The organism is Streptomyces fuscichromogenes (genome assembly GCF_014645815.1).
Lineage (GTDB): Bacteria > Actinomycetota > Actinomycetes > Streptomycetales > Streptomycetaceae > Streptomyces > Streptomyces fuscichromogenes.
This window is the reverse complement of record NZ_BMML01000001.1, coordinates 633,329-658,746: the sequence shown is the minus strand read 5'-3', so window position 1 is coordinate 658,746 and position 25,418 is coordinate 633,329. Positions and strand designations below refer to the sequence as shown.

Here is a 25,418-nt window from a genome sequence, read left to right as displayed (position 1 = left end):
GGGTGCCTCAGGACTCCTGGGTGAGGGAGACGAGCACGTCGTCCCCTTCGATCTTTACGGGGTATACGGGGACGGGGCGCGTGGCCGGGAGGCCGGACGGCTTGCCGGTGCGCAGGTCGAAGCTGGAGCCGTGCAGCCAGCACTCGATCTGGCAGTCCTCCACCTCGCCCTCGGAGAGCGAGACGTTGGCGTGGGAGCAGATGTCGTGGATCGCGAACACCTCTCCCTCGGTACGGACGACCGAGACCGGCGTGCCGTCGAGTTCCACCCGCTTGGGTGTGTCCTCCTCCAGCTCGCTCAGCGCGCAGGCGCGTACGAAAGCGGTCGGGGCTGTCATGCGACCGAGGCCTCCAGCTCCTCCTCGATCTTGGCGAGCAGGCGCTCCTCGATGTCGGCGACACCGATCTGCTGGACCAGCTCGGCGAAGAAGCCGCGCACCACCAGGCGGCGGGCGTCCTGCTCCGGGATGCCGCGGGCCATCAGGTAGAAGAGCTGCTCGTCGTCGAAGCGGCCGGTCGCGGAGGCGTGGCCGGCGCCGACGATCTCGCCGGTCTCGATCTCCAGGTTCGGCACCGAGTCGACCCGCGCGCCGTCCGTGAGGACCAGGTTGCGGTTCATCTCGTAGGTGTCGGTGCCCTCGGCCTTGGCCTCGATGAGGACGTCACCGATCCACACCGCGTGCGCGTCGTCGCCCTGGAGCGCGCCCTTGTAGACGACGTTGGACTTGCAGTGCGGGGTGTTGTGGTCGACCAGCAGGCGGTGCTCCTGGTGCTGACCGGCGTCGGTGAAGTACAGGCCGAACAGCTCGGCCTCGCCGCCGGTGCCGGCGTAGGAGACGCGCGGGTGCAGTCGTACGACGTCGCCGCCGAAGGTGACGACCACGGACTTGAAGCTGGCGTCCCGGCCGACCAGGGCGTTGTGCTGGGCCACGTGGACGGCCCGGTCGTCCCAGTCCTGGACGGAGACGACGGTCAGCTTGGCGCCGTCGCCCAGGACGTACTCGACGTTGGCGGCGGTGACCACGTCACCGGTGTGGTCGATGACCACGACGGCCTCGGCGAAGGCGCCGAGCTCGATGACCTGGTGGCCGTAGGAGACCCCGCCCTGGCCGTGCACGCTGATCCGGATCGGCTCGGTGAGCACCGTCTCCTTGGGGACGGTGACCACGCCGGCCTGCTCGAAGGCGGAGTACGCCTGGGCGGCGACCCGGTCCACCGGGATGCCGGCCCGGCCGAGCCGGGCGTCGTCGCGGCCGACCAGCTCGACGGTGACGCCCTCGGGGGCCTCCACCGCGACCTTCAGGCTGTCGCCGGAGGCGACCGCCGTGCCGTCGTGCAGCCCGCGCAGGCGCTCCAGCGGGGTGAACCGCCACTCCTCCTCGCGGCCGTGCGGGACCGGGAAGTCCGCGACGTCGAAGGACGGGGGCGCGCTCATGCGCGTGGCGACGGTCGACTCGGCGGCCACCGCGATGGCGCCGGCGGTGGTGGAGCCCACCGGGGTGTTCTGAGCCTCAGCCATGGCTGTCGGTCTGCTCGCTTTCTTACGGTAAGGGGCGTGACGGTGACGGCGGTCCGGTTAGCCGACCGCGCCTTCCATCTGGAGCTCGATCAGCCGGTTCAGCTCGAGGGCGTACTCCATGGGCAGTTCCTTGGCGATCGGCTCGACGAAGCCGCGCACGATCATCGCCATCGCCTCGAACTCGGTCAGACCGCGGCTCATCAGGTAGAAGAGCTGGTCCTCGGAGACCTTGGAGACGGTCGCCTCGTGGCCCATGGACACGTCGTCCTCGCGGACGTCCACGTAGGGGTACGTGTCCGAGCGGGAGATGGTGTCGACGAGCAGCGCGTCGCACAGCACGTTCGACTTGGATCCGGCGGCGCCCTCGCCGATCTCGACGAGACCGCGGTAGGACGTCCGGCCGCCGCCGCGCGCCACGGACTTCGACACGATGTTGGACGACGTGTTCGGCGCCATGTGGACCATCTTGGAGCCGGCGTCCTGGTGCTGGCCCTCGCCCGCGAAGGCGATGGAGAGGGTCTCGCCCTTGGCGTGCTCGCCCATCAGGTAGACGGCCGGGTACTTCATCGTCACCTTGGAGCCGATGTTGCCGTCGATCCACTCCATGGTGGCGCCCTCGTAGGCGACGGCGCGCTTGGTGACCAGGTTGTAGACGTTGTTCGACCAGTTCTGGATGGTCGTGTAGCGGCAGCGGGCGTTCTTCTTGACGATGATCTCGACGACCGCGGAGTGCAGCGAGTCCGACTTGTAGATCGGGGCGGTACAACCCTCGACGTAGTGCACGTAGGCGCCCTCGTCGACGATGATCAGGGTCCGCTCGAACTGGCCCATGTTCTCCGTGTTGATGCGGAAGTAGGCCTGGAGCGGGATCTCCACGTGCACGCCCTTCGGCACGTAGATGAAGGAGCCGCCCGACCACACGGCGGTGTTCAGGGAGGCGAACTTGTTGTCACCGACCGGGATGACGGTGCCGAAGTACTCCTTGAAGAGCTCCGGGTGCTCCTTCAGCGCGGTGTCGGTGTCCAGGAAGATGACGCCCTGCTCCTCCAGGTCCTCGCGGATCTGGTGGTAGACGACCTCCGACTCGTACTGGGCGGCGACACCGGCGACCAGGCGCTGCTTCTCCGCCTCCGGGATGCCCAGCTTGTCGTAGGTGTTCTTGATGTCCTCGGGCAGGTCCTCCCAGGACTCCGCCTGCTTCTCCGTGGAGCGCACGAAGTACTTGATGTTGTCGAAGTCGATGCCCGACAGGTCCGAGCCCCAGTTCGGCATGGGCTTCTTCTCGAAGAGGCGCAGGCCCTTGAGGCGGAGCTTGGTCATCCACTCGGGCTCGGACTTCTTCGCGGAGATGTCCCGGACGACGTCCTCGTTGATGCCGCGCTTGGCGGAGGCGCCGGCCGTGTCGGAGTCGGCCCAGCCGTATTCGTACTTGCCCAGGCCTTCGAGCTCAGGGTGGGCAGTCTCCGTGGGGAGAGTCATGCGGGGTTCCTCCCGGCCGTGCTAGCGGATGCGTCAGTGGAAATCTTGGGGATGAACGTCGTGCAGACGCCGTCGCCGTGCGCGATGGTCGCCAGTCGCTGGACATGCGTTCCGAGCAGTTCGGCGAAGATCTCCGTCTCCGCCTCGCACAGCTGGGGGAACTGCTCCGCGACATGGGCGACCGGGCAGTGGTGCTGGCACAGCTGTTCGCCGACCGGTGCGGTGCGCGCCGTTGCAGCGTACCCGTCCAGGCTCAGGGCCTTGGCCAGCGCTTCCGTGCGCCCGTCGGGGCCGACGCCCTCGATCGCCTTGCGGTAGGCACCCGCCTGGGCCATGATCCGGGCCCGCGCGAAGGCGGCGACCGCCTCCTGGCCGCCCCCCTGCTCGGCGATCCAGCGCAGCGCGTCGGCGGCGAGCTTGTCGTAGGACTGGTCGAAGGCGTCCCGGCCGCAGTCGGTGAGGGCGAACACCTTGGCGGGCCGGCCGCGGGTCCGCGCGCCGTACACCCGCTGCTCGCGCGCCTCCACGACGTCGTCGGCGACCAGGGCGTCCAGATGCCGGCGGACGGCCGCGGCGGTCAGGCCCAGGCGTCCGGCCAGCTCGGTGACGGTCGACGGGCCGTGGTCCAGGATCGACCGCGCGACCCGGTTGCGCGTCGAGCGCTCACCGGTCGCTAGCTCCTCCTGCGGGGTCCCCGCGGGGGTCTCCCGAGCCTCGCCGACGTTTTTCACAACGCCATTGTTGCGTAATTCCTCAGAGCCAGGCAAGCGGCGTCCGGGCGAGGGGACGGTGCCCTGCATCACTTAGGCATACCTAAGTGACCGGCTGCCCTGACCTGCGAAAACGATCTTTGATCGATCATCCCTCGGCCAATCGGGTGGCGTTCCACGGCCCTCTCCGGAACACTCCGGAACCATGCCCACACCACCCCCCACCGGCCCTCTTGTCACCCGGGACACCCTCGCGCGACAGCTTCGCCTGCTGGGTGTCAGGAGCGGCGAGACCCTCCTCGCGCACACCTCGCTCAGCTCCCTCGGCTGGGTGAACGGCGGAGCCGTGACGGTCGTCCGGGCCCTCCTCGACGCCCTCGGCCCGGACGGCACCCTGGTGGTCCCCACCCAGACCGGCGACCTCTCGGACCCCGCGCTGTGGAGGAATCCGCCGGTGCCCGAGGAGTGGTGGGCGACGATCCGGGCGACCATGCCGCCGTACGACCCCCGGACCACCCCCGCGGTGGGGGTCGGCGTGCTCCCGGAGACGGTGCGGACCTGGCCCGGTGCCCTGCGCAGCGCCCACCCGCAGACCTCCTTCGCGGCCGTCGGCCCCCGCGCGGCGGAGATCCTCGACGGCCACGCCACCGACTGCCGGCTCGGCGAGCACAGCCCGCTGGCCCGGCTGGAGAAGCTGCACGCGCGCGTGCTCATGCTCGGCACCGGCTACGCGACCTGCACCGGCTTCCATCTCGCCGAGTACCGGATCCCCTCCCCACGGGTCCGGGTCGGCCGCCCCACCGCCGCCGGCTGGGAGGAGGTCACCGAGGTGGCGATCACCTCCGACCGTTTCGACGAACTGGGCTACGACTTCGAACGCGACCGCCCCGTGGTCGTCCGCGGCCCGGTCGGCGCGGCCGAGGCCCGGCTCTTCCCGGTGGCGGAAGCCGTGGCCTACGCCGAGCGGTGGCTGGTCGTACACCGACCCCGTGAGGAGGAGATCTAGCACCCGGCCGTCCGGGTGACGGCGGCCGTCCTTAGACTCTGTCACCATGCGAAGTGAGCCCGTGGTCCAGGTGCGGGACCTGGTGAAGCGGTACGGCACCAAGACCGCCGTCAACGGCCTCGATCTGGTCGCCGGGGCGGGCGTGACCGCCGTCCTCGGCCCCAACGGGGCGGGCAAGACGACCACGATCGAGACCTGTGAGGGGTACCGCAGGCCGGATTCCGGCACGGTGCGCGTCCTCGGCCTCGATCCCGTACGGCAGTCCGCCGAGCTGCGCCCCAGAGTCGGCGTGATGCTCCAGTCGGGGGGCGTCTACTCGGGCGCCCGCGCCGACGAAATGCTGCGGCACGTGGCGAAGCTGCACGCGCATCCGCTGGACGTGGACGCGCTGATGGAGCGACTGGGCCTCGGCAGCTGCGGCCGGACGTCGTACCGCCGCCTGTCCGGCGGCCAGCAGCAGCGCCTCGCGCTCGCCATGGCCGTGGTCGGACGCCCGGAGCTGGTCTTCCTGGACGAGCCGACGGCCGGCCTCGACCCGCAGGCCCGGCACGCCACCTGGGACCTGGTCCGGGACCTGCGCGCCGACGGCGTCTCGGTCATCCTCACCACGCACTACATGGAGGAGGCCGAGCAGCTCGCCGACGACGTCGCCATCATCGACGCCGGCCGCGTGATCGCCAAGGGCTCCCCCGAGGAGCTGTGCAAGGGCGGCGCCGAGAACACCCTGCGGTTCTCCGGCCGCCCCGGCCTCGACGTCGGCTCGCTCCTGAAGGCGCTGCCGGCCGACTCCACGGCCGCCGAGCTGACCCCGGGCTCCTACCGGGTCATGGGCAAGGTCAACCCGCAGCTGCTGGCGACGGTGGCCTCGTGGTGCGCCCAGCACGGCGTGATGCCCGACCGCATCTCGGTGGAGCGGCACACGCTGGAGGACGTGTTCCTTGAGCTCACAGGCAAGGAGCTGCGCTCATGATTCCGGCTCGCACGACGATCGGCCGGGGGTCCGGGGGTCGTCCCCCGGGAAGACACGGCCTGGAGCTGACCGACAAGGAGCTGACCGACAAGGAGCTGCGCTCATGACCACCGCGACCGACACCTACGCCCCGCGGCCGGGTGCCGCCCCGCTCCCCCGCATGATCGCGGCACAGGCGGTCCTGGAGACGAGGATGCTGCTCCGCAACGGCGAGCAGCTGCTCCTGACCGTGGTGATCCCGACCCTCCTCCTGGTGCTCTTCAGCTCGGCGGACATCGTCGACACGGGAGCCGGCAGGTCGGTCGACTTCCTGGCCCCCGGCGTCCTCGCGCTCGCCGTGATGTCCACGGCCTTCACCGGCCAGGCCATCGCGACCGGCTTCGAACGCCGCTACGGCGTCCTCAAGCGCCTGGCCTCCTCTCCGCTCCCCCGCTGGGCCCTGATGACGGCGAAGACCGCGTCGGTGCTGGTCACCGAGGTCCTCCAGGTGACCCTCCTGACGGTGATCGCCCTCGCCCTCGGCTGGTCCCCGCACGGCAACCCGCTCGCCGTCCTGCTCCTCCTCGTCCTCGGCACGGCCGCCTTCTCCGGCCTCGGCCTGCTGATGGCGGGCACCCTCAAGGCGGAGGCGACCCTGGCGGCCGCCAACCTCGTGTTCCTGCTGCTGCTCGTGGGCGGTGGGGTCATCGTCCCGCTGGACAGATTCGGCGGAGCCCAGACCGCTCTCGGCCTGCTGCCGATCTCCGCACTGTCGGACGGCCTGCGCGACGTGCTCCAGCACGGAGCGGCGACACCCTGGGGCGACCTGGGGATCCTCGCGGTGTGGGCGGTGCTGGGCCTGGCGGCGGCGGGCCGGTTCTTCCGCTGGGAGTGACACGGTCCGCCGGGGGTGACCCGGTCGGCGCTCACGCGACACGGCGGTCGAGGCCGAGCCCGACGCGGCACCCTCGTGAACGCATGCACAAGCGGCCCCCTACCATGGTGCCCGTGCCAAAGCTGACCCCCACCGACCTCGTAGCGGCGCTGCGCAACCCGCTCGCCTTCATCGCCGATCGCTGGACACCGCAGTCCCGGACCGTCGAGCGGGCGGCTCTCGCCGCGCTCGTCATGTCGGTGGTCATCGTGGTCACCGGCGGTGCGGTGCGGCTCACCGGCTCCGGGCTCGGCTGCCCGACCTGGCCCGAGTGCACCGCCGGCTCGCTGACCCCGACCGACGCGCTGAGCTACCACAGCGCCATCGAGTTCACGAACCGCATGCTGACCTACGTGCTGTGCGCGGCGGTCGGCTGGGCGATCATCGCCGCCCGGTCCCAGAAGCCGTTCCGGCGCAGTCTGACCCGGCTGGGCTGGGCGCAGTTCTGGCTCGTGATGAGCAACGCGATCCTCGGCGGCATCGTGGTGCTCGTCGGCCTCAACCCGTACACCGTCGCCGCGCACTTCCTGCTGGCGACCGCCCTCATCACGGTCGCCGCCCTGATGTGGCAGCGCACCCGCGAGGGCGACGGGGAGCCCCGGCCGCTGGTCGGCAAGGCCGTGCAGCAGCTGGTGTGGGCCCTGGTGGCGGTGTCGCTGCTGCTCATCGCCGCGGGCACGGTGGTGACCGGCGCGGGACCGCACCCGGGCGACTCCGGTGACGTCGAGCGCATCGACGTCAGCTGGTCGGGCGTCGCCGAGCTGCACGCGGTGTTCGCCTGGATCGTGGTGTCGCTGACCTTCGCGCTGTGGTTCTTCCTCAAGGGTGTCGGCGCGCCCCAGGGGCCGCGGGACCGCGTCCGCGAGCTGTTCCTGATCCTGCTCGGGCAGGGCGTGATCGGTTACGTCCAGTACTTCACGCACCTGCCGACGGTCCTGGTCGGCCTGCACATGTTCGGCTCCTGCCTGGTGTGGATCGGCGTGCTGCGGGTCCTGCTGTCGCTGCGGGAGCGCGCCGACGTCACGGGCGACGCCGCACTGCCCGCTCAGTCGTACGACGCCGTGAGCGCGTCGATCTCCGGGCCCAGGTAGTCCCGGGTCAGCCGGGCCCGGCGCGCCGTCCACTCCTCGTTGGGCGGCCGCACGGGGGCGCCGTAACGGCGGCTCCGAATGTCCTCGACGACCTCGGCGGGGGCGCCCAGGCCGGGCAGCAGGTCCAGCGCCTCGCGCTTGGAGATCAGGCGGCCCTCGCGGACGGTGACGCAGGCGCGGGCGAAGGTGACCAGGCCCAGGTCGACCCAGATGTCCCGGGTCCACAGCGGGGCGTTGTCCACGGCGGGGCGCCAGAAGTCCCGCTGGTCGCGCAGGACGAAGTCGCCGAGCTCCCGGTCCGTCACCGGCGGCAGCAGTGCGGAGGGCGTACCCCCGTGCAGTACCCGCCCGAAGGAGTGCAGCTCGCGCCGGGTCACCGGGGTGACCGACCGCCTGAACAGCTCCTGGTGCGCGAAGGTGACATGGCGCCGGGCGGGGTCGGCCGCGGTGGACGCGGTCAGATACGTGCAGTGCAGGGCGGCGGCGAGCGGCAGCCTGCGCAGCCGGGCGTGCGCCGCGGCGATCCTCCACACGACGCCCGCGGTCACCTTGCCCGGCAGCATCGCGATCAGGTCCAGGTCGCTGCGGCCCTCCTGGTAGTCGCCCCCGGCCAGCGAGCCGTGCGCCCAGACGGCGACGGGCCGCAGCGGCGTCAGTTCGCGGAGGAAGCGGCTCACCAACGTCCCGGTGTCCGACGCCTCGATGTGCGACGCCTCGATGTGCGGCGTCTCGTTGTCCGGCGTCTCGTTGTCCACGTGCCCAGTCTGTACAGGTCACTCCAGCCCGTACACCCGTTTCGCGTTCCCCGCCGCGATCAGCCCGGCCACCCGCTGCGCGTCGCCCAGCGACCACGCGCCCTCGGCGACCCAGGTGCCCAGTACCCGGGTGAGGGAGTCGCGGAAGAGGCGGGCGCCGACCACGTGCAGCTCGGGCAGGCCGTGGGCGCCGCTGGAGAAGAGGATCTTGCCGAAGGGGGCCAGCTCCAGGATCTCGGCGAGGATCGTCGCGGCGCGGGCGCCGGTGCGGACCAGGGCCGCGCCCGAGTCGGCGTAGACGTGCGGGAAGACGCCGGCGAGGTGGGCGGCGTGCCGGTGGTACGGGTAGCCGTGCAGGAGGATCAGGTCGGTGCCCAGGCCCGCGGTGGCCCGGACGAAGTCGGTGAGCAGGACCGGGTCGGTGCGGTCGATCCGGGCGCCGGGCTCGCCGAGGCCCGCGTGCAGCTGGAGGGGGAGACCGGAGGCCACGGCGATCCAGAGCAGGTGGCGCAGCAGCACCGGGTCGGTCAGCTCGCCGCCGACCCGGCGGCCCGCCAGCCAGCGGCCGGCCGCGCCTCGCACCTCACCGGGGCCGGGGGGCTCGGGGGCCAGGGCCAGGCCGTGCCGGAGCCCGGCGAGGGAGGTGAAGGCGACCGCGTTCGCCGCCGCGCCGTGCACCGACTCGGCGAGGTTGGCGAGGAAGGACTCGACGGTGCCGGAGGTGTCGGCGACCTGCTCGGCGAGGAGTTCCAGGCGGACGATCTCGCGGGCTCGCGCGTCGCCCGTCGAGGCCATCTCGGCGGGGCCGGTGAGGTCGCCGGGCAGGCCGGTGTCGACGAGGTAGGTGGTGATGCCGCTGCCGCGCAGCAGACGGCGGCCTGCCTCCAGGACGCCGACCTCGCGGCGCCGGGCCAGGTAGCGGGCGGGCGCGCAGTGCGGTTCCAGGCCGAGCAGCGGGGGGCACCAGCGCCGTACCGCGAAACCGGTCTGGGTGTCGAAGAGGGTGGTGCCGGGGGCCGGGGGGCCTTCGGTGCGGGCGAGCTGGGCCTCGAAGGTGCCCAGGCCCAGCTCGGTGCGGAGGACTCCGTGGCAGTACTGGTCCACCAGGGACGGCGTCTCGATCATCCGGGCTCCCCGAGGTGGACGGTTGCTTAACCGTCTTAACGGGGGAACCGGGATGGAGGTCGCGGTTCGGGGAGGGAGTACCGGTTGATCGGCGGCTGCGGGCCGTATGCGGTTGCTCGCGCAGTTCCCCGCGCACCCAAGGGGGCGCCTGCTCAGCCGCCGATCTGGATGCCGGCCATGCGCTTCCACTCGTACGGGCCCGTCTGCACCTTCGCCGCGAACTCGCCGTCGAAGGACTCGTGGGTCGTGATGCCGGACTTGGCGACCGCCTGCTCGGCGATCTCCCGGGTCGGGGCCACCAGGTCGCCCCAGCCGCCGTCCTCGCCGACCAGGACGATGCGGGCGCCGCGTTCGCCGATGTAGGCCACCTGGCCCTCGGCGCCGCCGTGGGCCCTGGCGAAGGTGCCGATCTGCTTGGCGAGGCGCGCCACCTTGCGCTCGGCCTTCTGGTCAACCTGCTGCGTGTCTGCCATGGGCAGGATGCTACCGACGAGTAGATCGAATGGCGACGGCCGGGGTGAGTGACCCCTACCTCAGGAAGGGGTCCACGGCGACGGCCACGAACAGCAGCGAGACATAGGTGATGGACCAGTGGAACAGGCGCATCTCCTTGAGCTTGCCGCCCGTCACCTCCGCCTTCGCACGGTTCTGCAGCCCGTGCGCCTCCCACAGCCACCAGCCGCCCGCCACCAGGGCGACCAGCGTGTAGAACCAGCCGGTGTAGCCGAGCGGGGTGAGGAGCAGCGAGACCCCGACCATCACCCAGCTGTAGATGACGATCTGCTTGGCGACCACCTTGTTGGAGGCGACGACCGGCAGCATCGGCACGCCCACGCGCGCGTAGTCGTCCTTCACCTTCATGGAGAGCGGCCAGTAGTGCGGCGGCGTCCAGAAGAACATGACGAGGAAGAGGATGACCGGCGCCCACGACATGGAGTCCGTGACGGCCGACCAGCCGATCAGCACCGGCAGACAGCCGGCGATGCCACCCCACACGATGTTCTGCGAGGTACGGCGTTTGAGGATCATCGTATAGACGACGACGTAGAAGAGCAGCGCTCCGAGTGACAGCCAGGCGCTCAGCCAGTTGACGGTGAGACCGAACAGCAGTGTGGAGACGACCGCCAGGGTGATACCGAAGGCGAGGCACTCGCGCGGGCTGACCATGCCGGTCACCAGCGGACGCTGCGAGGTGCGGTCCATCAGCGCGTCGATGTCCCGGTCGATGTACATGTTCAGGGCGTTGGCGCCGCCCGCCGAGAGGTAGCCGCCGACACAGGTGAGCAACACCAGCGTCAGGTCGGGCACGCCCTGCTGCGCCAGGAACATCACCGGAACGGTGGTGATGAGCAGCAGCTCGATGATCCGCGGCTTGGTCAGCGCCACGAAAGCTTTGACACGGGCCCCGAACGGCCGGTGGCTCGGGCTCTCGCTCGCACCGAGCACCCCCGCTGGACGGGATTCGACGGCCGTCACGCACACCCCTGACAGAGACTCCCAGCGAGCCCGCCGTGTGAACTCACGGTAAAGGCTCGCGCGTACCACGCCACTTTAGACGTTGCCCATACCTCGACCTTCGCGGGGGTGGGGTCGTGTTGGGGGGCGTCTCGGAAGAGGGGCGAGGGGGCTCGGTTGAGCAGTCAGATGAGCGGTTCCGTATTCATGTGCCGAATGCCTTCTCGGCCAGTCGGGAGGCGGATCCCCGAGAGTCCCGGCAGTCTGGAAACACTCGAAAAAATGCACGTCCTTACGGGGGTAGGCTCGACAACGGCCGGTGGGCACCCAGTGCACCGGCAGCCGGTACGGGCGTGTGCCCGAGGACCGGTAACCGAACATGTGGAGAGGAGCCCTGACCCAGGGTGAGCACCAAGCCGACCACCACAGACCTCGACTGGACCGAGTTGGACCAGCGGGCCGTCGACACCGCCCGCGTCCTGGCCGCCGACGCCGTACAGAAGGTCGGCAACGGCCATCCGGGTACGGCGATGAGTTTGGCGCCGGCCGCGTACACCCTCTTCCAGAAGGTGATGCGGCACGACCCGTCCGACCCCGAATGGGTGGGCCGCGACCGCTTCGTGCTGTCCGCCGGTCACTCGTCGCTGACCCTCTACACGCAGCTCTACCTGGCCGGTTTCGGCCTTGAGCTGGCAGACCTCGAAGCCTTCCGCACCTGGGGCTCGAAGACCCCGGGCCACCCGGAGTACGGCCACACCAAGGGCGTGGAGACCACCACCGGTCCGCTGGGCCAGGGTGTCGCCAACGCGGTGGGCATGGCCATGGCCGCCCGCTACGAGCGCGGGCTGTTCGACCCGGACGCGCCGCAGGGCGAGTCCCCGTTCGACCACTTCGTCTACTGCATCGCCGGTGACGGCTGCCTCCAGGAGGGCATCTCCGCCGAGGCGTCCTCGATGGCCGGCCACCAGAAGCTCGGCAACCTGGTCCTGCTGTGGGACGACAACCACATCTCGATCGAGGGCGACACCGAGACGGCCGTCTCCGAGGACACCGTCAAGCGGTTCGAGGCGTACGGCTGGCACGTCCAGCGCATCGCCCCGCAGCCGGACGGCGACCTGGACCCGCACGCCATCTACAACGCGATCGAGGCCGCGAAGAAGGTGACGGACAAGCCGTCCTTCATCGCGATGCGCTCGATCATCGCCTGGCCCGCCCCGAACGCGCAGAACACCGAGGCCGCCCACGGCTCGGCGCTCGGCGCGGACGAGGTCGCGGCCACCAAGCGCGTCCTCGGCTTCGACCCGGAGAAGAACTTCGACGTCGCCGAGGAGGTCATCGCCCACACCCGGCTGGCCGGGGAGCGCGGCGCGGCCGCCAAGGCCGAGTGGGAGAAGACCTTCCAGCTGTGGCGGGACAACAACGCCGAGCGCGCGGCCGAGTTCGACCGCATCGCCGCGGGCGAGCTGCCCAAGGGCTGGGAGGAGAAGATCCCGGTCTTCGAGCCCGGCAAGGGCGTCGCGACCCGCGCGGCCTCCGGCAAGGTGCTCCAGGCCCTCGGCGCCGTGATCCCCGAGCTGTGGGGCGGTTCCGCCGACCTCGCCGGGTCGAACAACACGACCATCGACAAGGACAGCTCGTTCCTGCCGGCGGACAACCCGCTGCCGGGTGCGAACCCCTACGGCCGCACCATCCACTTCGGTATCCGCGAGCACTCCATGGCCGCGGAGATGAACGGCATCACCCTGCACGGAAACACCCGTGTCTACGGCGGTACGTTCCTCGTCTTCTCCGACTACATGCGCAACTCCGTGCGACTCTCGGCGCTGATGCACCTGCCGGTGACGTACGTGTGGACGCATGACTCCATCGGTCTCGGCGAGGACGGCCCGACCCACCAGCCGGTCGAGCACCTCGCCTCGCTGCGCGCCATCCCGGGCCTGAACGTGGTCCGGCCGGCCGACGCCAACGAGACCGCGATCGCCTGGCGCGAGATCCTCCGGCGCTACACGAAGGTCTTCGGCAAGGGCGCCCCGCACGGTCTGGCGCTGACCCGCCAGGGCGTGCCGGTGTACGAGTCCAACGAGGACACGGTCAAGGGCGGTTACGTCCTGTTCGAGGCCTCGAACGGTTCGCCCGAGGTCATCCTCATGGCCACCGGCTCCGAGGTGCACGTCGCCGTCGAGGCGCGCGAGCGTCTGGAGGCCGACGGCGTGCCCACGCGGGTCGTGTCCATGCCGTGCGTGGAGTGGTTCGAGGAGCAGGACCAGGGGTACCGGGACAGCGTCCTGCCGCCGTCCGTGAAGGCGCGGGTGTCGGTGGAGGCGGGTATCGGCCTCACCTGGCACAAGTACGTCGGGGACGCCGGCCGCATCGTTTCCCTGGAGCACTTCGGTGCTTCGGCCGACGGCAAGGTGCTCTTCCAGGAGTTCGGCTTCACTGCCGAGAACGTGGCCGCCAAGGCCAGGGAATCCATCGCCGCCGCCCAGCGCTGACGCTTTATACGACACGTAGGAGATGTAATTCCATGACAGACGCACTCAAGCGCCTCTCCGAGGAAGGCGTCGCGATCTGGCTGGACGACCTGTCGCGCAAGCGGATCACGTCCGGCAACCTCGCCGAGCTGATCGACCAGCAGCACGTCGTGGGCGTCACCACCAACCCGACGATCTTCCAGAAGGCGATCTCTTCGGGCGACGGCTACCAGCAGCAGGTCTCCGACCTCGCCGCCCGCAAGGTCACCGTCGAAGAGGCCATCCGCATGATCACCACGGCGGACGTCCGCGACGCCGCCGACATCCTGCGCCCGGTGTTCGACGCGACCGACGGCCAGGACGGCCGGGTGTCGATCGAGGTCGACCCGCGCCTGGCGCACCACACGGTGGCGACCGTCGCCGAGGCCAAGCAGCTGGCCTGGCTGGTCGACCGCCCCAACACGCTCATCAAGATCCCGGCCACCCGGGCGGGCCTCCCGGCGATCACCGAGGTCATCGGCCTCGGCATCAGCGTCAACGTCACGCTGATCTTCTCGCTGGAGCGCTACCGCGCGGTCATGGACGCCTACCTGGCCGGTCTGGAGAAGGCCAAGGAGCGCGGCCTCGACCTGTCGCTCATCCGTTCGGTGGCGTCGTTCTTCGTGTCCCGCGTGGACACCGAGATCGACAAGCGCCTGAACGACCTGGGCACCGACGAGGCGCTCGCCCTGAAGGGGAAGGCCGCGGTGGCCAACGCCCGGCTCGCCTACCAGGCCTACGAGGAGGTCTTCTCCTCCGGCCGCTGGCAGGCGCTGGAGAGCGCGGGCGCCCGCAAGCAGCGCCCGCTGTGGGCCTCCACCGGCGTGAAGGACCCGTCGTACAAGGACACCCTGTACGTCGACGACCTGGTCGCGCCGAACACGGTGAACACCATGCCGGAGGCCACCCTCCTCGCGGTCGAGGACCACGGCGGCATCACCGGCGACACGATCACCGGCACGTACGAGCAGGCCCGCGCCGACCTGGACGCCGTCGAGGCGCTCGGGATCTCGTACGACGACGTGGTCCAGGTACTGGAGGACGAGGGCGTCGAGAAGTTCGAGGCGTCCTGGAACGACCTGCTCAAGTCGACCCAGGCGGAGCTGGAGCGCCTGGCCCCCTCGGAGGGCTGAACCCTGTCAAGCAGCAATCCGCTGCGTGACCCCGCAGACCGACGGCTCCCGCGTATCGCGGGGCCGTCGGGGCTGGTCATCTTCGGCGTCACGGGCGACCTCTCCCGTAAGAAGCTCATGCCCGCCGTCTACGACCTCGCCAACCGGGGTCTGCTGCCGCCGGGCTTCTCCCTGGTCGGCTTCGCCCGCCGTGAGTGGGCCCACGAGGACTTCGCCGCCGAGGTCCACGACGCCGTCAAGGACCACGCGCGCACGCCGTTCCGTGAGGAGGTCTGGCAGCAGCTCATCCAGGGGATGCGCTTCGTCCAGGGCACCTTCGACGACGACGACGCGTTCGAGCGGCTGCGCTCCACCATCGAGGAGCTGGACAAGGCACAGGGCACGGGCGGCAACTTCGCCTTCTACCTGTCCGTGCCGCCGCGCTCCTTCCCGGTGGTCATCCAGCAGCTGAAGAAGCACGGTCTCGCGGACCAGTCGGGCGGCTCCTGGCGGCGCGCGGTCATCGAGAAGCCCTTCGGCCACGACCTGAAGTCGGCCGAGGAGCTCAACAAGGTCGTGCACGAGGTGTTCGAACCGGACCAGGTGTTCCGGATCGACCACTACCTCGGCAAGGAGACCGTCCAGAACATCCTGGCGCTGCGCTTCGCCAACACCATGTACGAGCCGATCTGGAACCGGTCCTTCGTGGACCATGTCCAGATCACCATGGCCGAGGACATCGGTATCGGCGGCCGCGCCGGCTACTACGACGGCATCGGCTCGGCCCGTGACGTCATCCAGAACCACCTGCTCCAGCTGATGGCCCTGACGGCCATGGAGGAGCCGGCCTCCTTCGACGCGGACGCGCTGGCCGCCGAGAAGGAGAAGGTGCTCGGCGCGGTACGGCTGCCGAAGGACCTGGGCGAGTCGACCGTGCGCGGCCAGTACGCGGCCGGCTGGCAGGGCGGCGAGAAGGTCATCGGCTACCTCGAAGAGGACGGCATCGACACCAGGTCGAAGACCGACACCTACGCCGCGGTGAAGCTGGAGATCGACAACCGCCGCTGGGCGGGCGTCCCCTTCTACCTGCGCACCGGCAAGCGGCTGGGCCGCCGGGTCACCGAGATCGCGGTGGTCTTCCAGCGGGCCCCGCACTCCCCCTTCGACCACACGGCGACGGAGGAACTGGGCCAGAACGCGATCGTCATCCGCGTCCAGCCCGACGAGGGCATCACGGTCCGCTTCGGCTCCAAGGTGCCGGGCACCTCGATGGAGATCCGGGACGTCTCGATGGACTTCGCCTACGGCGAGTCGTTCACCGAGTCCTCGCCCGAGGCGTACGAGCGGCTGATCCTGGACGTGCTGCTGGGCGACTCCAACCTCTTCCCGCGCACGGAGGAGGTCGAGCTGTCCTGGAAGATCCTCGACCCGATCGAGGAGCACTGGGACAAGCACGGCAGGCCCGCCCAGTACAAGTCCGGCACCTGGGGCCCCGCCGAGGCCGACGAGATGCTGGCACGAGACGGACGGAGCTGGCGCCGCCCATGAAGATAGATCTCACGGACACCACGGCCGGCAAGGTCAACAAGGCGCTGGTGCAGGGCCGCCGGGCCATCGGCACGCCCGCCGTGGGCATGGTGCTGACCCTCGTCATCGTCACCGACGAGGAGAACGCGTACGACGCCCTGAAGGCCGCCGGCGACGCCTCGCACGAGCACCCCTCGCGCACGCTGGTCGTCATCAAGCGCGTCTCCCGCTCCCCCCGCGACCGTACGGCGTCCCGCCTGGACGCCGAGGTCCGGGTGGGCGCGGACGCGGGCAGCGGCGAGACGGTCATACTCCGCCTGTACGGCGAGGTCGCCGACCACGCCGACTCGGTCGTGCTGCCGCTGCTGCTGCCGGACGCCCCGGTCGTCGTCTGGTGGCCGGTGAACGCCCCGCTCGACCCGGCGAAGGACCCGCTGGGCGCCCTCGCCCAGCGCCGGGTCACCGACACCTACTCCTCCGAGCAGCCGGTACGGGAGCTGTCCGCCCGCGCGGACGCCTACACCCCCGGCGACACGGACCTGTCCTGGACCCGGATCACGCCCTGGCGCTCGATGCTGGCGGCCGCCCTGGACCAGGTGGTCTGCGAGGTCAAGGCGGTCGAGGTGGAGGGCGAGGAGTTCAACCCGAGCTGCGAGCTGCTGGCGATGTGGCTCGCGGACCGGCTGGACGTCCCCGTCAAGCGCTCGCTGTCGGCCGGCCCCGGTCTGACCGCGGTCCGGCTCGACACCAGCGAGGGCGCGATCGCGCTCGACCGCGCGGACGGTTCCCTCGCCACCCTGTCCATCGACGGGCAGCCCGACCGTGCGGTGGCGCTGAAGCGGCGTGAGACGGCCGAGCTGATCGCGGAGGAACTGCGCCGGCTCGACCCGGACGACACCTACGCGTCGGCGCTGCGGTTCGGCGTGGAGCGCCTGAACGCCTCCGCGGCTCCGGCGTCGGCTCCGGAACCGGTCCCGGCCGCCCCGGAACCGGCCGCCGCCGCCACGACCGACCCGTCGCCCAAAGGAGAACCGGTCACCCACGCAGCAGCAGCCTCCGCCGCCGCTGGCGAGGCTCCCGCGACAGAGGCGGCGTCCCAGGAACGGGCGCCGCTGAAGAAGAGGGCGAAGGCGACATGAGCACTCCCCAGCTGGTCGTGCACCGCGACAAGGAGCTGATGGCGCAGGCCGCCGCGGCCCGTCTGATCACGAAGATCGTGGACGCCCAGGCCTCCCGGGGCGAGGCGTCCGTGGTCCTCACCGGCGGCCGCAACGGCAACGGCCTGCTGGCGGCGCTGGCCGCGGCCCCGGCCCGGGACGCCATCGACTGGGGCCGGCTCGACCTCTGGTGGGGCGACGAACGCTTCCTGCCGGAGGGCGACCCGGAGCGCAACGTCACCCAGGCCCGGGACGCCCTGCTCGACCAGGTCCCGGTGGATCCGAAGCGCGTGCACGCCATGCCCGCGTCGGACGGCCCCTGGGGCACGGACGTGGACGCGGCGGCCGAGTCCTACGCGGCGGAGCTGGCCCGTGCGGCCGGCCCCGAGAACCACGGCTCGGTGCCCACCTTCGACGTCCTGATGCTGGGCGTCGGCCCGGACACCCACGTGGCCTCGCTCTTCCCGGAACTCCCCGCGGTCCGCGAGACGGAACGCACGGTGGTCGGCGTGCACGGCGCTCCCAAGCCGCCGCCCACCCGGGTCTCCCTCACCCTTCCCGCCATCCGCTCGGCCCGCGAGGTCTGGCTGCTGGCGGCGGGCGAGGACAAGGCCGAGGCCGTCGTCATCGCCCTCTCGGGCGCGGGCGAGATCCAGGCCCCGGCCGCGGGTGCCCGGGGCCGCCAGCGCACCCTGTGGCTCCTGGACTCGACAGCGGCCTCCCAGCTGCCCCGGTCGCTGTATCCGCCGGCTTCGCCGTGACGAGGTACTGAGAGGTGCCGAAGAGAACCCGTACGGCCCGGACGGCCGTACGGGTTCTCTCATGCCCGGCCTAACGCCCGCGCAGCTCCCGGTACTTGGCCACCAGCGCCTTCGTCGAGGCGTCAAGGCCCGGTACCTCGGCGCCCTCCGTCAGGACCGGCTCGACGCGCTTGGCGAGGACCTTGCCCAGCTCCACGCCCCACTGGTCGAAGGAGTCGATGTTCCAGACGGCGCCCTGGGTGAAGACCTTGTGCTCGTACAACGCCACCAGCTGGCCGAGGACGGACGGGGTGAGTTGCCTCGCCAGGACGGTCGTCGTGGGGTGGTTGCCCTTGAAGGTGCGGTGCGCCACCTGCTCCTCGGCCACGCCCTCCGCGCGGACCTCGTCGGCGGTCTTGCCGAAGGCCAGCGCCTGGGTCTGGGCGAAGAAGTTCGCCATCAGCAGGTCGTGCTGCGCCTTCAGTTCACCGCTCAGCTCGGCGACCGGCTCGGCGAAGCCGATGAAGTCCGCCGGGATCAGCTTGGTGCCCTGGTGGATCAACTGGTAGTACGCGTGCTGGCCGTTGGTGCCCGGCGTGCCCCAGACGACCGGGCCGGTCTGCCAGTCGGCCTCCTTGCCGTCCCGCGCCACGTACTTGCCGTTGGACTCCATGTCCAGCTGCTGCAGGTAGGCGGTGAACTTGGAGAGGTAGTGGCTGTAGGGCAGCACCGCGTGCGACTGGGCGTCGTGGAAGTTGCCGTACCAGATGCCCAACAGGCCCAGCAGCAGAGGGACGTTGGCCTCGGCGGGGGCGGTGCGGAAGTGCTCGTCGACCAGGTGGAAGCCGTCGAGCATCTCGCGGAACCGGTCCGGGCCGATGGCGATCATCAGCGAGAGGCCGATGGCGGAGTCGTAGGAGTAGCGGCCGCCGACCCAGTCCCAGAACTCGAACATGTTGTCCGGGTCGATGCCGAACTCCGACACCTTCCCGCCGTTCGTGGAGAGGGCCACGAAGTGCCTGGCGACCGCTTCCTGACCGGCCTTCAGCTCGGTGAGGAGCCAGTTGCGGGCGGAGGTGGCGTTGGTGATCGTCTCGATCGTGGTGAACGTCTTGGAAGCGACGATGAAGAGGGTCTCCGCCGGGTCCAGGTCGCGGGTCGCCTCGTGCAGGTCGGCGCCGTCGACGTTGGAGACGAAGCGGACCGTGAGGTCGCGGTCGGTGAAGCTGCGCAGCACCTCGTAGGCCATCGCCGGGCCGAGGTCGGAGCCGCCGATGCCGATGTTGACGACGTTGCGGATGCGCCTGCCGGTGTGGCCGGTCCACTCGCCCGAGCGGACCCGGTCGGCGAAGGCGCCCATCTTGTCGAGGACCGCGTGCACCTGCGGCACCACGTTCTCGCCGTCGACCTCGACCACCGCGTCGCGCGGGGCGCGCAGGGCCGTGTGCAGCACCGCGCGGTTCTCGGTGATGTTGATCTTCTCGCCGCGGAACATGGCGTCCCGCAGGCCGAAGACGTCGGTGGCCGCGGCCAGCTCCCGCAGCAGCCGCAGCGTCTCGTCGTTGACCAGGTGCTTCGAGTAGTCGATGTGGAGGTCGCCGACCTGGAGGGTGTAGTTCGTGCCGCGTCCCGGGTCGGCGGCGAACAGGTCCCGCAGGTGGGTGCCGGCGAGCTCCTCCCGGTGCTTGGCGAGCGCGGTCCACTCGGGCGTCTGGTTGAGCCTGGTACGGCCGTCTGCGTTCATTCCGACTTCAGCCTTCTTCCTTGCACCTGTCCTGTGCGTGCCTGCGCCGCTGCCGTTCCAACCTAGTTGATCAGCTCAGGGCTCGGCCTACCGTCGCGCTGTCCCGCGGCGCAACAACAGGTACGTCCGGCTTGCGCACCGGTATCAACGAGGTGACGGCCAGGCCGAAGAGGACGGCGGCCAGCAGCGCGGGGCCGTTCAGTCCGCAGGCTCCCGCGACGGCTCCGCCGAGCAGGGCGCCGAGCGGCGCGCCGGACGTGGCGGAGGTACGGAAGGCGGCGGCGATCCGGCCGGTCATCGACTCGGGCGCGCGTTGCTGCATCAGCGTGACCTGGTTGACGTTCCACACCATGTTCATCGCGCCGAGCAGAAGCATGCCGGCGACCAGCGCGCCCAGGTGCCGGAGGGTGCCCATGAGCAGCAGGGCCGACGTCTGCACCGTCCCGGCGGCCAGCAGGGCCCGCACCCGGCCGGTGCGGCGGGCGATGCGCTGGGCGAGGAAGCCGCCGGTGATGCTGCCGGCCGCGTACGCGGTCATCGCGGCCGCGTAACCCGCGGTGCCGGCGTGCAGCCAGCGCGTCACGTGCAGCACCAGGGTGGCGATCAGGGCGCCCATGCCGATGTTGCAGAGCAGGGTGGCGACGCAGACCGCCCGCAGGGCGCGGTCCTGCCACAGGGCGCGCAGGCCCTCGGCGATCTCCGTGCGCAGCGTGCTGCCCGCCGGGCGTGGCGCCCGGTCCGGTGGCCGTGTCCGGAGGGAGGCGACCAGGGCGGCGGCCGCCAGGTAGGTGCCGGCGTCGGCCGCGAAGGGCATGGCCGCGCCGGCCGCCAGGAGCAGCGGCACGAGCGGTGCCCCGAGCAGCCCGCCGGCGATCTGCTGGCCGGTCATCAGCCGGGCGTTGGCACTGCCCAGGGCGTGCCGGTCCACCAGCGAGGGCAGCAGGGCGGTGGAGGCGTTGTCGAAGAGTGTCTGCAGGGTGGTGAGGGCGAAGGCGAGCAGGAGCAGCAGCGGGACCGAGGCGTGACCGAGCGCCACGGCGAGTGCGAAGGCGGCGACCAGCAGCCCTCGTACCGAGTCCACGGCCCACATGGCGCGCCGCTGGTCCACCCGGTCCGCGACGGCACCGCCGAGCAGCCCGAACAGCAGCCACGGCAGATAGCCGCAGGCGGTCACCGAGGCGATGGCGAGCGGGTCGTCGGTCAGGCGCGCGGCCAGCAGGGGCAGCGCGGACGTCCGTAACGCGTCCCCGAACCGGGAGACCACGGCGGCCGTCCACAGCCGTCCGAATCCCCCGCGCCACGCGAGTGCCTCCTCGCCCGTCGTCATCCTCGCCCCCCGCGGTTCGCCGATACCCGAACCGTAGAGGGCAGCACTGACAACGGGCCGGGACCCGGCCGCGAAGACACCTCCGGCCAGGCGCCCTCGGGCACCCGGCCGGTCTCAACTCCTAGATCTCGCCGCGCAGTTTGGCGAGTGCCTCGGCGAGGATCGCCTCGCCGTCCGCGTCGCTGCGCCGCTCCCGTACGTACGCGAGGTGCGTCTTGTACGGCTCGGTGCGCGGCGGGTCCGGCGGGTTGTCCCGGTCCTGACCGGCCGGGAAGCCACAGCGCGGGCAGTCCCAGGTCTCGGGCACCTGCGCGTCGCTGGCGAAGCTCGGCTGCGTCTCGTGCCCGTTGGAGCACCAGAAGGAGATGCGCAGACGGGGCGCGGACTCACCGCGCTCGGCCTCGCCCATCGGCCCCGCCCCGACCCGGCTACCTCGGATCGCGTTGCCACTTGCCACGGTCGTAACTCCCTGCGTGATGGTGCCGCGAAGCGAGTCGGCGTGTCGCTTCGTTGCGAGCGCCTCAGTCTACGTAAGGCCCAACGCGCGTCCAGTGGTGGGAGTTACCGCCCCCGCACCTAGACGCAAGCCCCATGATAGGCCGCGCTCAGGTGCGCGTACCGAACATGGGGCCTTACGTGCGGATTGTGCGTGTGTGCGAGTCGCGGATCAGCTGTTCGTCTTCATCAGGAGGCCGAGGACGACGATGCACGCGAACCACAGCAGACCGATGATCAGGGTGATCCGGTCCAGGTTCCGCTCGGCGACCGAGGAGCCGCCGACGGAGGACTGCATGCCACCACCGAACATGTCGGAGAGGCCGCCGCCCTTGCCCTTGTGCATCAGCACCAGCAGCATCAGCAGCAGGCTGAAGACGATCAGGGCGATCGAGAACGCCAAAACCACGGCTGGACCAACTTCCTCGGATTCGGATGGGCTGCGGGGGCGCAGCGACAGAGCTGCGCCCCCGCAAGGGTACGACGGATCCCGCTTACCGCATACTCACTGATCGCGGAAGCGTACGATCTTGACGAATTCGTCCGCGTCCAGCGAGGCCCCGCCGACCAGGGCACCGTCGATGTCACCCTGCGCCATGATCTCGGCCACGTTGCCGGCCTTGACGGAGCCGCCGTACTGGATACGGACCTGGTCGGCCAGCTCCTGGCTGTACAGCTCGGCGAGCTTGGCGCGGATCGCGGCGCAGACCTCCTGGGCGTCCGCGGCGCCGCAGACCTTGCCGGTGCCGATGGCCCACACGGGCTCATAGGCGATCACGACCGTCTCGGCCTGCTCGGCCGGGATGTCCTTGAGACCGCCCTCGACCTGGGCGAGGGTGTGGGAGACGTGGTTGCCCGCCTCGCGGACCTCCAGCTCCTCGCCGACGCACAGGATCGGGGTCAGGCCGTGCTTGTAGGCGGCCTTGACCTTGGCGTTCACGATCTCGTCGGTCTCGGCGTGGTACTGGCGGCGCTCGGAGTGGCCGATGACCACGTACGTGCACTTCAGCTTCGCCAGCATGGGGCCGGAGATCTCGCCGGTGAAGGCGCCGGAGTCGTGCGCGGAGAGGTCCTGGGCGCCGTACCTGATCTTGAGCTTGTCGCCGTCCACCAGGGTCTGCACGGAGCGCAGGTCGGTGAAGGGCGGCAGGACGGCGACCTCGACGGCCTCGTAGTCCTTGTCGGCCAGGGCGAAGGCGAGCTTCTGGACGTGCGCGATGGCCTCGAGGTGGTTGAGGTTCATCTTCCAGTTGCCCGCCATGATCGGCGTGCGAGTGGTCATACGGGGTCAGTCCTCCAGTGCGGCGAGGCCGGGGAGCGTCTTGCCCTCAAGGTATTCGAGGGAGGCGCCGCCACCGGTCGAGATGTGTCCGAACGCGTTCTCGTCGAAGCCGAGGATGCGCACGGCGGCTGCGGAGTCCCCGCCGCCGACGACGGTGAAGCCCTTGGACTCGACGAGGGCCTGGGCGACGGCCCGAGTGCCCTCGGCGTAGTCGGGGTGCTCGAAGACGCCCATCGGGCCGTTCCAGAAGACGGTGGCCGCGTCGGCGAGCTTCGAGGCGTACAGCTTGCCGGTCTCCGGGCCGATGTCCAGGCCCATCTGCCCGGCCGGCATGGCGTCCGCGGCGACCGTGGCGGGGTGGGACGGCGCCTTGGCCGACAGGTCCGGGAACCCGGCGGAGACCAGGGTGTCGACCGGCAGGACGATCTCGACGCCGGTCTTCTCGGCGCGCTCCAGGTACTCGGTGACGGTCGCGAGCTGGTCCTCCTGGAGGAGGGAGCTGCCGACCTCGTAACCCTTGGCCTTCAGGAAGGTGTAGACCATGCCGCCGCCGATCAGGATGCGGTCGGCCTTGCCGAGCAGCTGGTCGATCACGGCGAGCTTGTCGGAGACCTTGGCGCCGCCGAGCACCACCACGTAGGGGCGCTTGACGTCCTCGGTGAGCTTCTTCAGGACGCCGACCTCGGTGGCGATGAGGTAGCCGGCGTAGTGCGGCAGCCGGGCCGGGAGGTCGTAGACGGAGGCGTGCCCCCGGTGCACGGCGCCGAAGCCGTCGCCGACGTAGACGTCCGCGAGGGCGGCCAGCCGGTCCGCGAACTCGCCGCGCTCGGTGTCGTCCTTGGACGTCTCGCCGGCGTTGAAGCGCAGGTTCTCGATGACCGCGACCTGGCCGGGCTGCAGGCCGTTCACCGCGTCGTGGGCGGCGGGGCCCACGGTGTCCTGGGCGAACGCGACCGGGGCGCCGAGCAGTTCACCGAGCCGCTCGGCGGCCTGGAGCAGCGAGAACTTCGGGTCCGGGGCACCCTTGGGGCGGCCCAGGTGGGAGGCGACGACCACCTTGGCGCCCGCGTCGGCCAGGGCCTTGACGGTGGGCAGGACAGCGCGGATCCGGCCGTCGTCGGTGATGAGACCGTCGGCCATCGGGACGTTGAGATCGGCGCGGACGAAGACCCGCTTGCCGTCGACCCCTTCGGTGAGGAGTTCGTCGATCGTCTTCATGGTTGGGGACTCCTACAGGAGGGCTCTTGATCGTACGAGGACTGATCGAACCGTATGCGGCCGGGTCGATCCTTACGCGCGTCAGGGCCCGGGCGGCGCGACCGTGCGCTGCCCGAGCCCTGCTACCGCATCGAGGTGCCTGTTCGGCCGATCAGAGCTGGTTGCCGACGAAGACCGTGAGGTCGACGAGGCGGTTGGAGTAGCCCCACTCGTTGTCGTACCAGCCCAGGATCTTCACCGTGTTGCCCTCCTGGACCATGGTCAGGGAGGAGTCGAAGGTGCAGGAGGCCGGGTCGCCGACGATGTCCGAGGAGACGATCGGGTCCTCGGTGTAGGCCAGGTAGCCCTTCAGGTCGCCGTCGTCGGCGGCCTTCTTGAACGCGGCGTTGACCTCGTCCTTGGTGACCTCGCGCTGGAGCGTCACCACCAGGTCGGTGGCGGATCCGGTCGGGACCGGGACGCGCATGGCGATGCCGTCCAGCTTGCCCTTGAGCTGCGGGAGGACCAGCGCGGTGGCCTTCGCGGCACCGGTGGTGGTCGGGATGATGTTCTCGGCGGCGGCCCGCGCGCGGCGCAGGTCCGAGTGCGGGAAGTCCAGGATGCGCTGGTCGTTGGTGTACGCGTGGACCGTCGTCATCAGGCCCTTGACGATGCCGAAGTTCTCGTCGAGCACCTTGGCCATCGGCGCCACACAGTTGGTGGTGCAGGAGGCGTTGGAGATGACGTGGTGGTTGGCCGCGTCGTACTTGTCCTGGTTGACGCCCATCACGATGGTGATGTCCTCGTCCTTGGCCGGAGCCGAGATGAGGACCTTCTTGGCGCCGCCGGCGATGTGCTTGGCGGCGTCGGCCTTCTTGGTGAAGATGCCGGTCGACTCGATGACGATGTCGACGCCCAGCTCGCCCCACGGGATGTCGGCGGGGTTGCGCTCGGACAGCACCTTGATGGTGTGGCCGTCGACGGTGATCGTGTCGGCGGTGTGCGTCACCTCGGCCTTGAGCCGGCCGAGGATCGTGTCGTACTTCAGCAGGTGCGCGGTGGTCGCGGTGTCACCCAGGTCGTTGACAGCCACGATCTCGATGTCAGCGCCCTGCTCCAGCAGCGCGCGGAAGTAGTTGCGACCGATACGACCGAAGCCGTTGATGCCTACGCGGATCGTCACGAACCGATCTCCTCGTTGGTACGCCGGCCATGCGGTGCCGGCGAGCTGTATTTGGGATGTCCCCGACCACCCATGACCCTACCTCCCTGAGGCTCCCGCGGTGACATCCAGATGCCTCATAC

General features: G+C 70.4%; 24 protein-coding genes. 9 read left to right on the top strand and 15 right to left on the bottom strand.

The window, feature by feature from the left end; translation table 11 throughout:
• Positions 1–7: 7 nt before the first annotated feature.
• The 4 genes from IEZ11_RS02945 to IEZ11_RS02930 are packed head-to-tail and all read right to left on the bottom strand — an operon-like array spanning position 8 to position 3,728.
• Positions 8–337 (bottom strand): non-heme iron oxygenase ferredoxin subunit, encoded by a 330-nt coding sequence (locus IEZ11_RS02945; RefSeq protein ID WP_123978058.1) that lies wholly within the window; start codon positions 335–337, stop codon positions 8–10.
• Positions 334–1,518, bottom strand: coding sequence for a Fe-S cluster assembly protein SufD (sufD, locus tag IEZ11_RS02940; protein ID WP_189260922.1), 1,185 nt, complete (start codon positions 1,516–1,518; stop codon positions 334–336). Before sufD ends, IEZ11_RS02945 begins: the two co-directional genes overlap by 4 nt.
• Before the next feature lie 57 nt (positions 1,519–1,575).
• On the bottom strand, positions 1,576–2,997 hold the full coding sequence (sufB, locus tag IEZ11_RS02935) for a Fe-S cluster assembly protein SufB (protein ID WP_189260921.1): 1,422 nt from the start codon (positions 2,995–2,997) through the stop codon (positions 1,576–1,578).
• Positions 2,994–3,728: a helix-turn-helix transcriptional regulator gene (locus tag IEZ11_RS02930; RefSeq protein WP_189260920.1), complete on the bottom strand. Its 735-nt coding sequence runs from the start codon at positions 3,726–3,728 to the stop codon at positions 2,994–2,996. The genes sufB and IEZ11_RS02930 overlap by 4 nt, the downstream gene beginning before the upstream one ends.
• 184 nt (positions 3,729–3,912) lie before the next feature.
• Here IEZ11_RS02930 and IEZ11_RS02925 point away from each other — a divergent pair, with 184 nt between their 5' ends.
• The 4 genes from IEZ11_RS02925 (at position 3,913) to IEZ11_RS02910 (ending at position 7,687) form a co-directional block, all read left to right on the top strand.
• Positions 3,913–4,713 carry an AAC(3) family N-acetyltransferase gene (locus IEZ11_RS02925; protein WP_189260919.1) on the top strand — a complete coding sequence of 267 codons (801 nt, stop codon included), beginning with the start codon at positions 3,913–3,915 and terminating at the stop codon, positions 4,711–4,713.
• A gap of 46 nt (positions 4,714–4,759) precedes the next feature.
• Positions 4,760–5,683 (top strand): ABC transporter ATP-binding protein, encoded by a 924-nt coding sequence (locus IEZ11_RS02920; RefSeq protein ID WP_189260918.1) that lies wholly within the window; start codon positions 4,760–4,762, stop codon positions 5,681–5,683.
• A 103-nt stretch (positions 5,684–5,786) separates the two neighbouring features.
• The gene (locus tag IEZ11_RS02915) at positions 5,787–6,557 is read left to right on the top strand and encodes an ABC transporter permease (RefSeq protein WP_189260917.1); all 771 of its coding nucleotides are present in this window, start codon (positions 5,787–5,789) and stop codon (positions 6,555–6,557) included.
• 104 nt (positions 6,558–6,661) lie between these two features.
• A complete protein-coding gene (locus tag IEZ11_RS02910; RefSeq protein WP_189260916.1) occupies positions 6,662–7,687 on the top strand; it encodes a COX15/CtaA family protein in 1,026 nt (341 codons plus the stop codon).
• Here IEZ11_RS02910 and IEZ11_RS02905 read toward each other — a convergent pair.
• From IEZ11_RS02905 to IEZ11_RS02890, 4 genes are all read right to left on the bottom strand, one after another.
• Positions 7,642–8,406: a nucleotidyltransferase domain-containing protein gene (locus tag IEZ11_RS02905; RefSeq protein WP_189261113.1), complete on the bottom strand. Its 765-nt coding sequence runs from the start codon at positions 8,404–8,406 to the stop codon at positions 7,642–7,644. The genes IEZ11_RS02910 and IEZ11_RS02905 overlap by 46 nt on opposite strands.
• Positions 8,407–8,460: 54 nt before the next feature.
• The gene (locus IEZ11_RS02900; RefSeq protein WP_189260915.1) at positions 8,461–9,567 is read right to left on the bottom strand and encodes an amidohydrolase family protein; all 1,107 of its coding nucleotides are present in this window, start codon (positions 9,565–9,567) and stop codon (positions 8,461–8,463) included.
• A 152-nt stretch (positions 9,568–9,719) separates the two neighbouring features.
• A complete protein-coding gene (locus tag IEZ11_RS02895) occupies positions 9,720–10,040 on the bottom strand; it encodes a hypothetical protein (RefSeq protein ID WP_189260914.1) in 321 nt (106 codons plus the stop codon).
• Positions 10,041–10,095: 55 nt separating this feature from the next.
• A complete protein-coding gene (locus tag IEZ11_RS02890; protein ID WP_189260913.1) occupies positions 10,096–11,049 on the bottom strand; it encodes a heme o synthase in 954 nt (317 codons plus the stop codon).
• A 377-nt stretch (positions 11,050–11,426) separates the two neighbouring features.
• Between IEZ11_RS02890 and tkt the strand changes: the two genes are divergently transcribed.
• Genes tkt through pgl form a run of 5 tightly spaced genes read left to right on the top strand, consistent with a single transcriptional unit; the run spans position 11,427 to position 18,089 of the window.
• A complete protein-coding gene (gene tkt, locus IEZ11_RS02885) occupies positions 11,427–13,514 on the top strand; it encodes a transketolase (protein WP_189260912.1) in 2,088 nt (695 codons plus the stop codon).
• Positions 13,515–13,546: 32 nt separating this feature from the next.
• A complete protein-coding gene (gene tal / locus IEZ11_RS02880; RefSeq protein WP_189260911.1) occupies positions 13,547–14,665 on the top strand; it encodes a transaldolase in 1,119 nt (372 codons plus the stop codon).
• Positions 14,666–14,668: 3 nt separating this feature from the next.
• Positions 14,669–16,192, top strand: a complete 1,524-nt coding sequence (gene zwf, locus IEZ11_RS02875; protein WP_189261112.1) for a glucose-6-phosphate dehydrogenase — start codon at positions 14,669–14,671, stop codon at positions 16,190–16,192.
• Positions 16,189–17,310, top strand: coding sequence for a glucose-6-phosphate dehydrogenase assembly protein OpcA (gene opcA / locus IEZ11_RS02870; protein ID WP_189260910.1), 1,122 nt, complete (start codon positions 16,189–16,191; stop codon positions 17,308–17,310). The genes zwf and opcA overlap by 4 nt, the downstream gene beginning before the upstream one ends.
• Positions 17,307–18,089: a 6-phosphogluconolactonase gene (gene pgl, locus IEZ11_RS02865; protein WP_189260909.1), complete on the top strand. Its 783-nt coding sequence runs from the start codon at positions 17,307–17,309 to the stop codon at positions 18,087–18,089. Before opcA ends, pgl begins: the two co-directional genes overlap by 4 nt.
• 70 nt (positions 18,090–18,159) lie before the next feature.
• Here the strand turns inward: pgl and pgi are convergent, their stop codons facing one another.
• From pgi to gap, 7 genes are all read right to left on the bottom strand, one after another.
• Positions 18,160–19,812 (bottom strand): glucose-6-phosphate isomerase, encoded by a 1,653-nt coding sequence (pgi, locus tag IEZ11_RS02860; RefSeq protein WP_189260908.1) that lies wholly within the window; start codon positions 19,810–19,812, stop codon positions 18,160–18,162.
• 70 nt (positions 19,813–19,882) lie between these two features.
• Positions 19,883–21,139 carry an MFS transporter gene (locus IEZ11_RS02855; RefSeq protein WP_189260907.1) on the bottom strand — a complete coding sequence of 419 codons (1,257 nt, stop codon included), beginning with the start codon at positions 21,137–21,139 and terminating at the stop codon, positions 19,883–19,885.
• 121 nt (positions 21,140–21,260) lie between these two features.
• Positions 21,261–21,596 (bottom strand): RNA polymerase-binding protein RbpA, encoded by a 336-nt coding sequence (locus IEZ11_RS02850; RefSeq protein ID WP_003976875.1) that lies wholly within the window; start codon positions 21,594–21,596, stop codon positions 21,261–21,263.
• A 210-nt stretch (positions 21,597–21,806) separates the two neighbouring features.
• Positions 21,807–22,037, bottom strand: coding sequence for a preprotein translocase subunit SecG (secG, locus tag IEZ11_RS02845; protein WP_229712790.1), 231 nt, complete (start codon positions 22,035–22,037; stop codon positions 21,807–21,809).
• A 102-nt stretch (positions 22,038–22,139) separates the two neighbouring features.
• A complete protein-coding gene (tpiA, locus tag IEZ11_RS02840) occupies positions 22,140–22,916 on the bottom strand; it encodes a triose-phosphate isomerase (RefSeq protein ID WP_189260905.1) in 777 nt (258 codons plus the stop codon).
• 6 nt (positions 22,917–22,922) lie between these two features.
• A complete protein-coding gene (locus IEZ11_RS02835) occupies positions 22,923–24,134 on the bottom strand; it encodes a phosphoglycerate kinase (protein ID WP_189260904.1) in 1,212 nt (403 codons plus the stop codon).
• Positions 24,135–24,285: 151 nt separating this feature from the next.
• Positions 24,286–25,296: a type I glyceraldehyde-3-phosphate dehydrogenase gene (gene gap, locus IEZ11_RS02830; protein WP_189260903.1), complete on the bottom strand. Its 1,011-nt coding sequence runs from the start codon at positions 25,294–25,296 to the stop codon at positions 24,286–24,288.
• Positions 25,297–25,418: the final 122 nt, after the last annotated feature.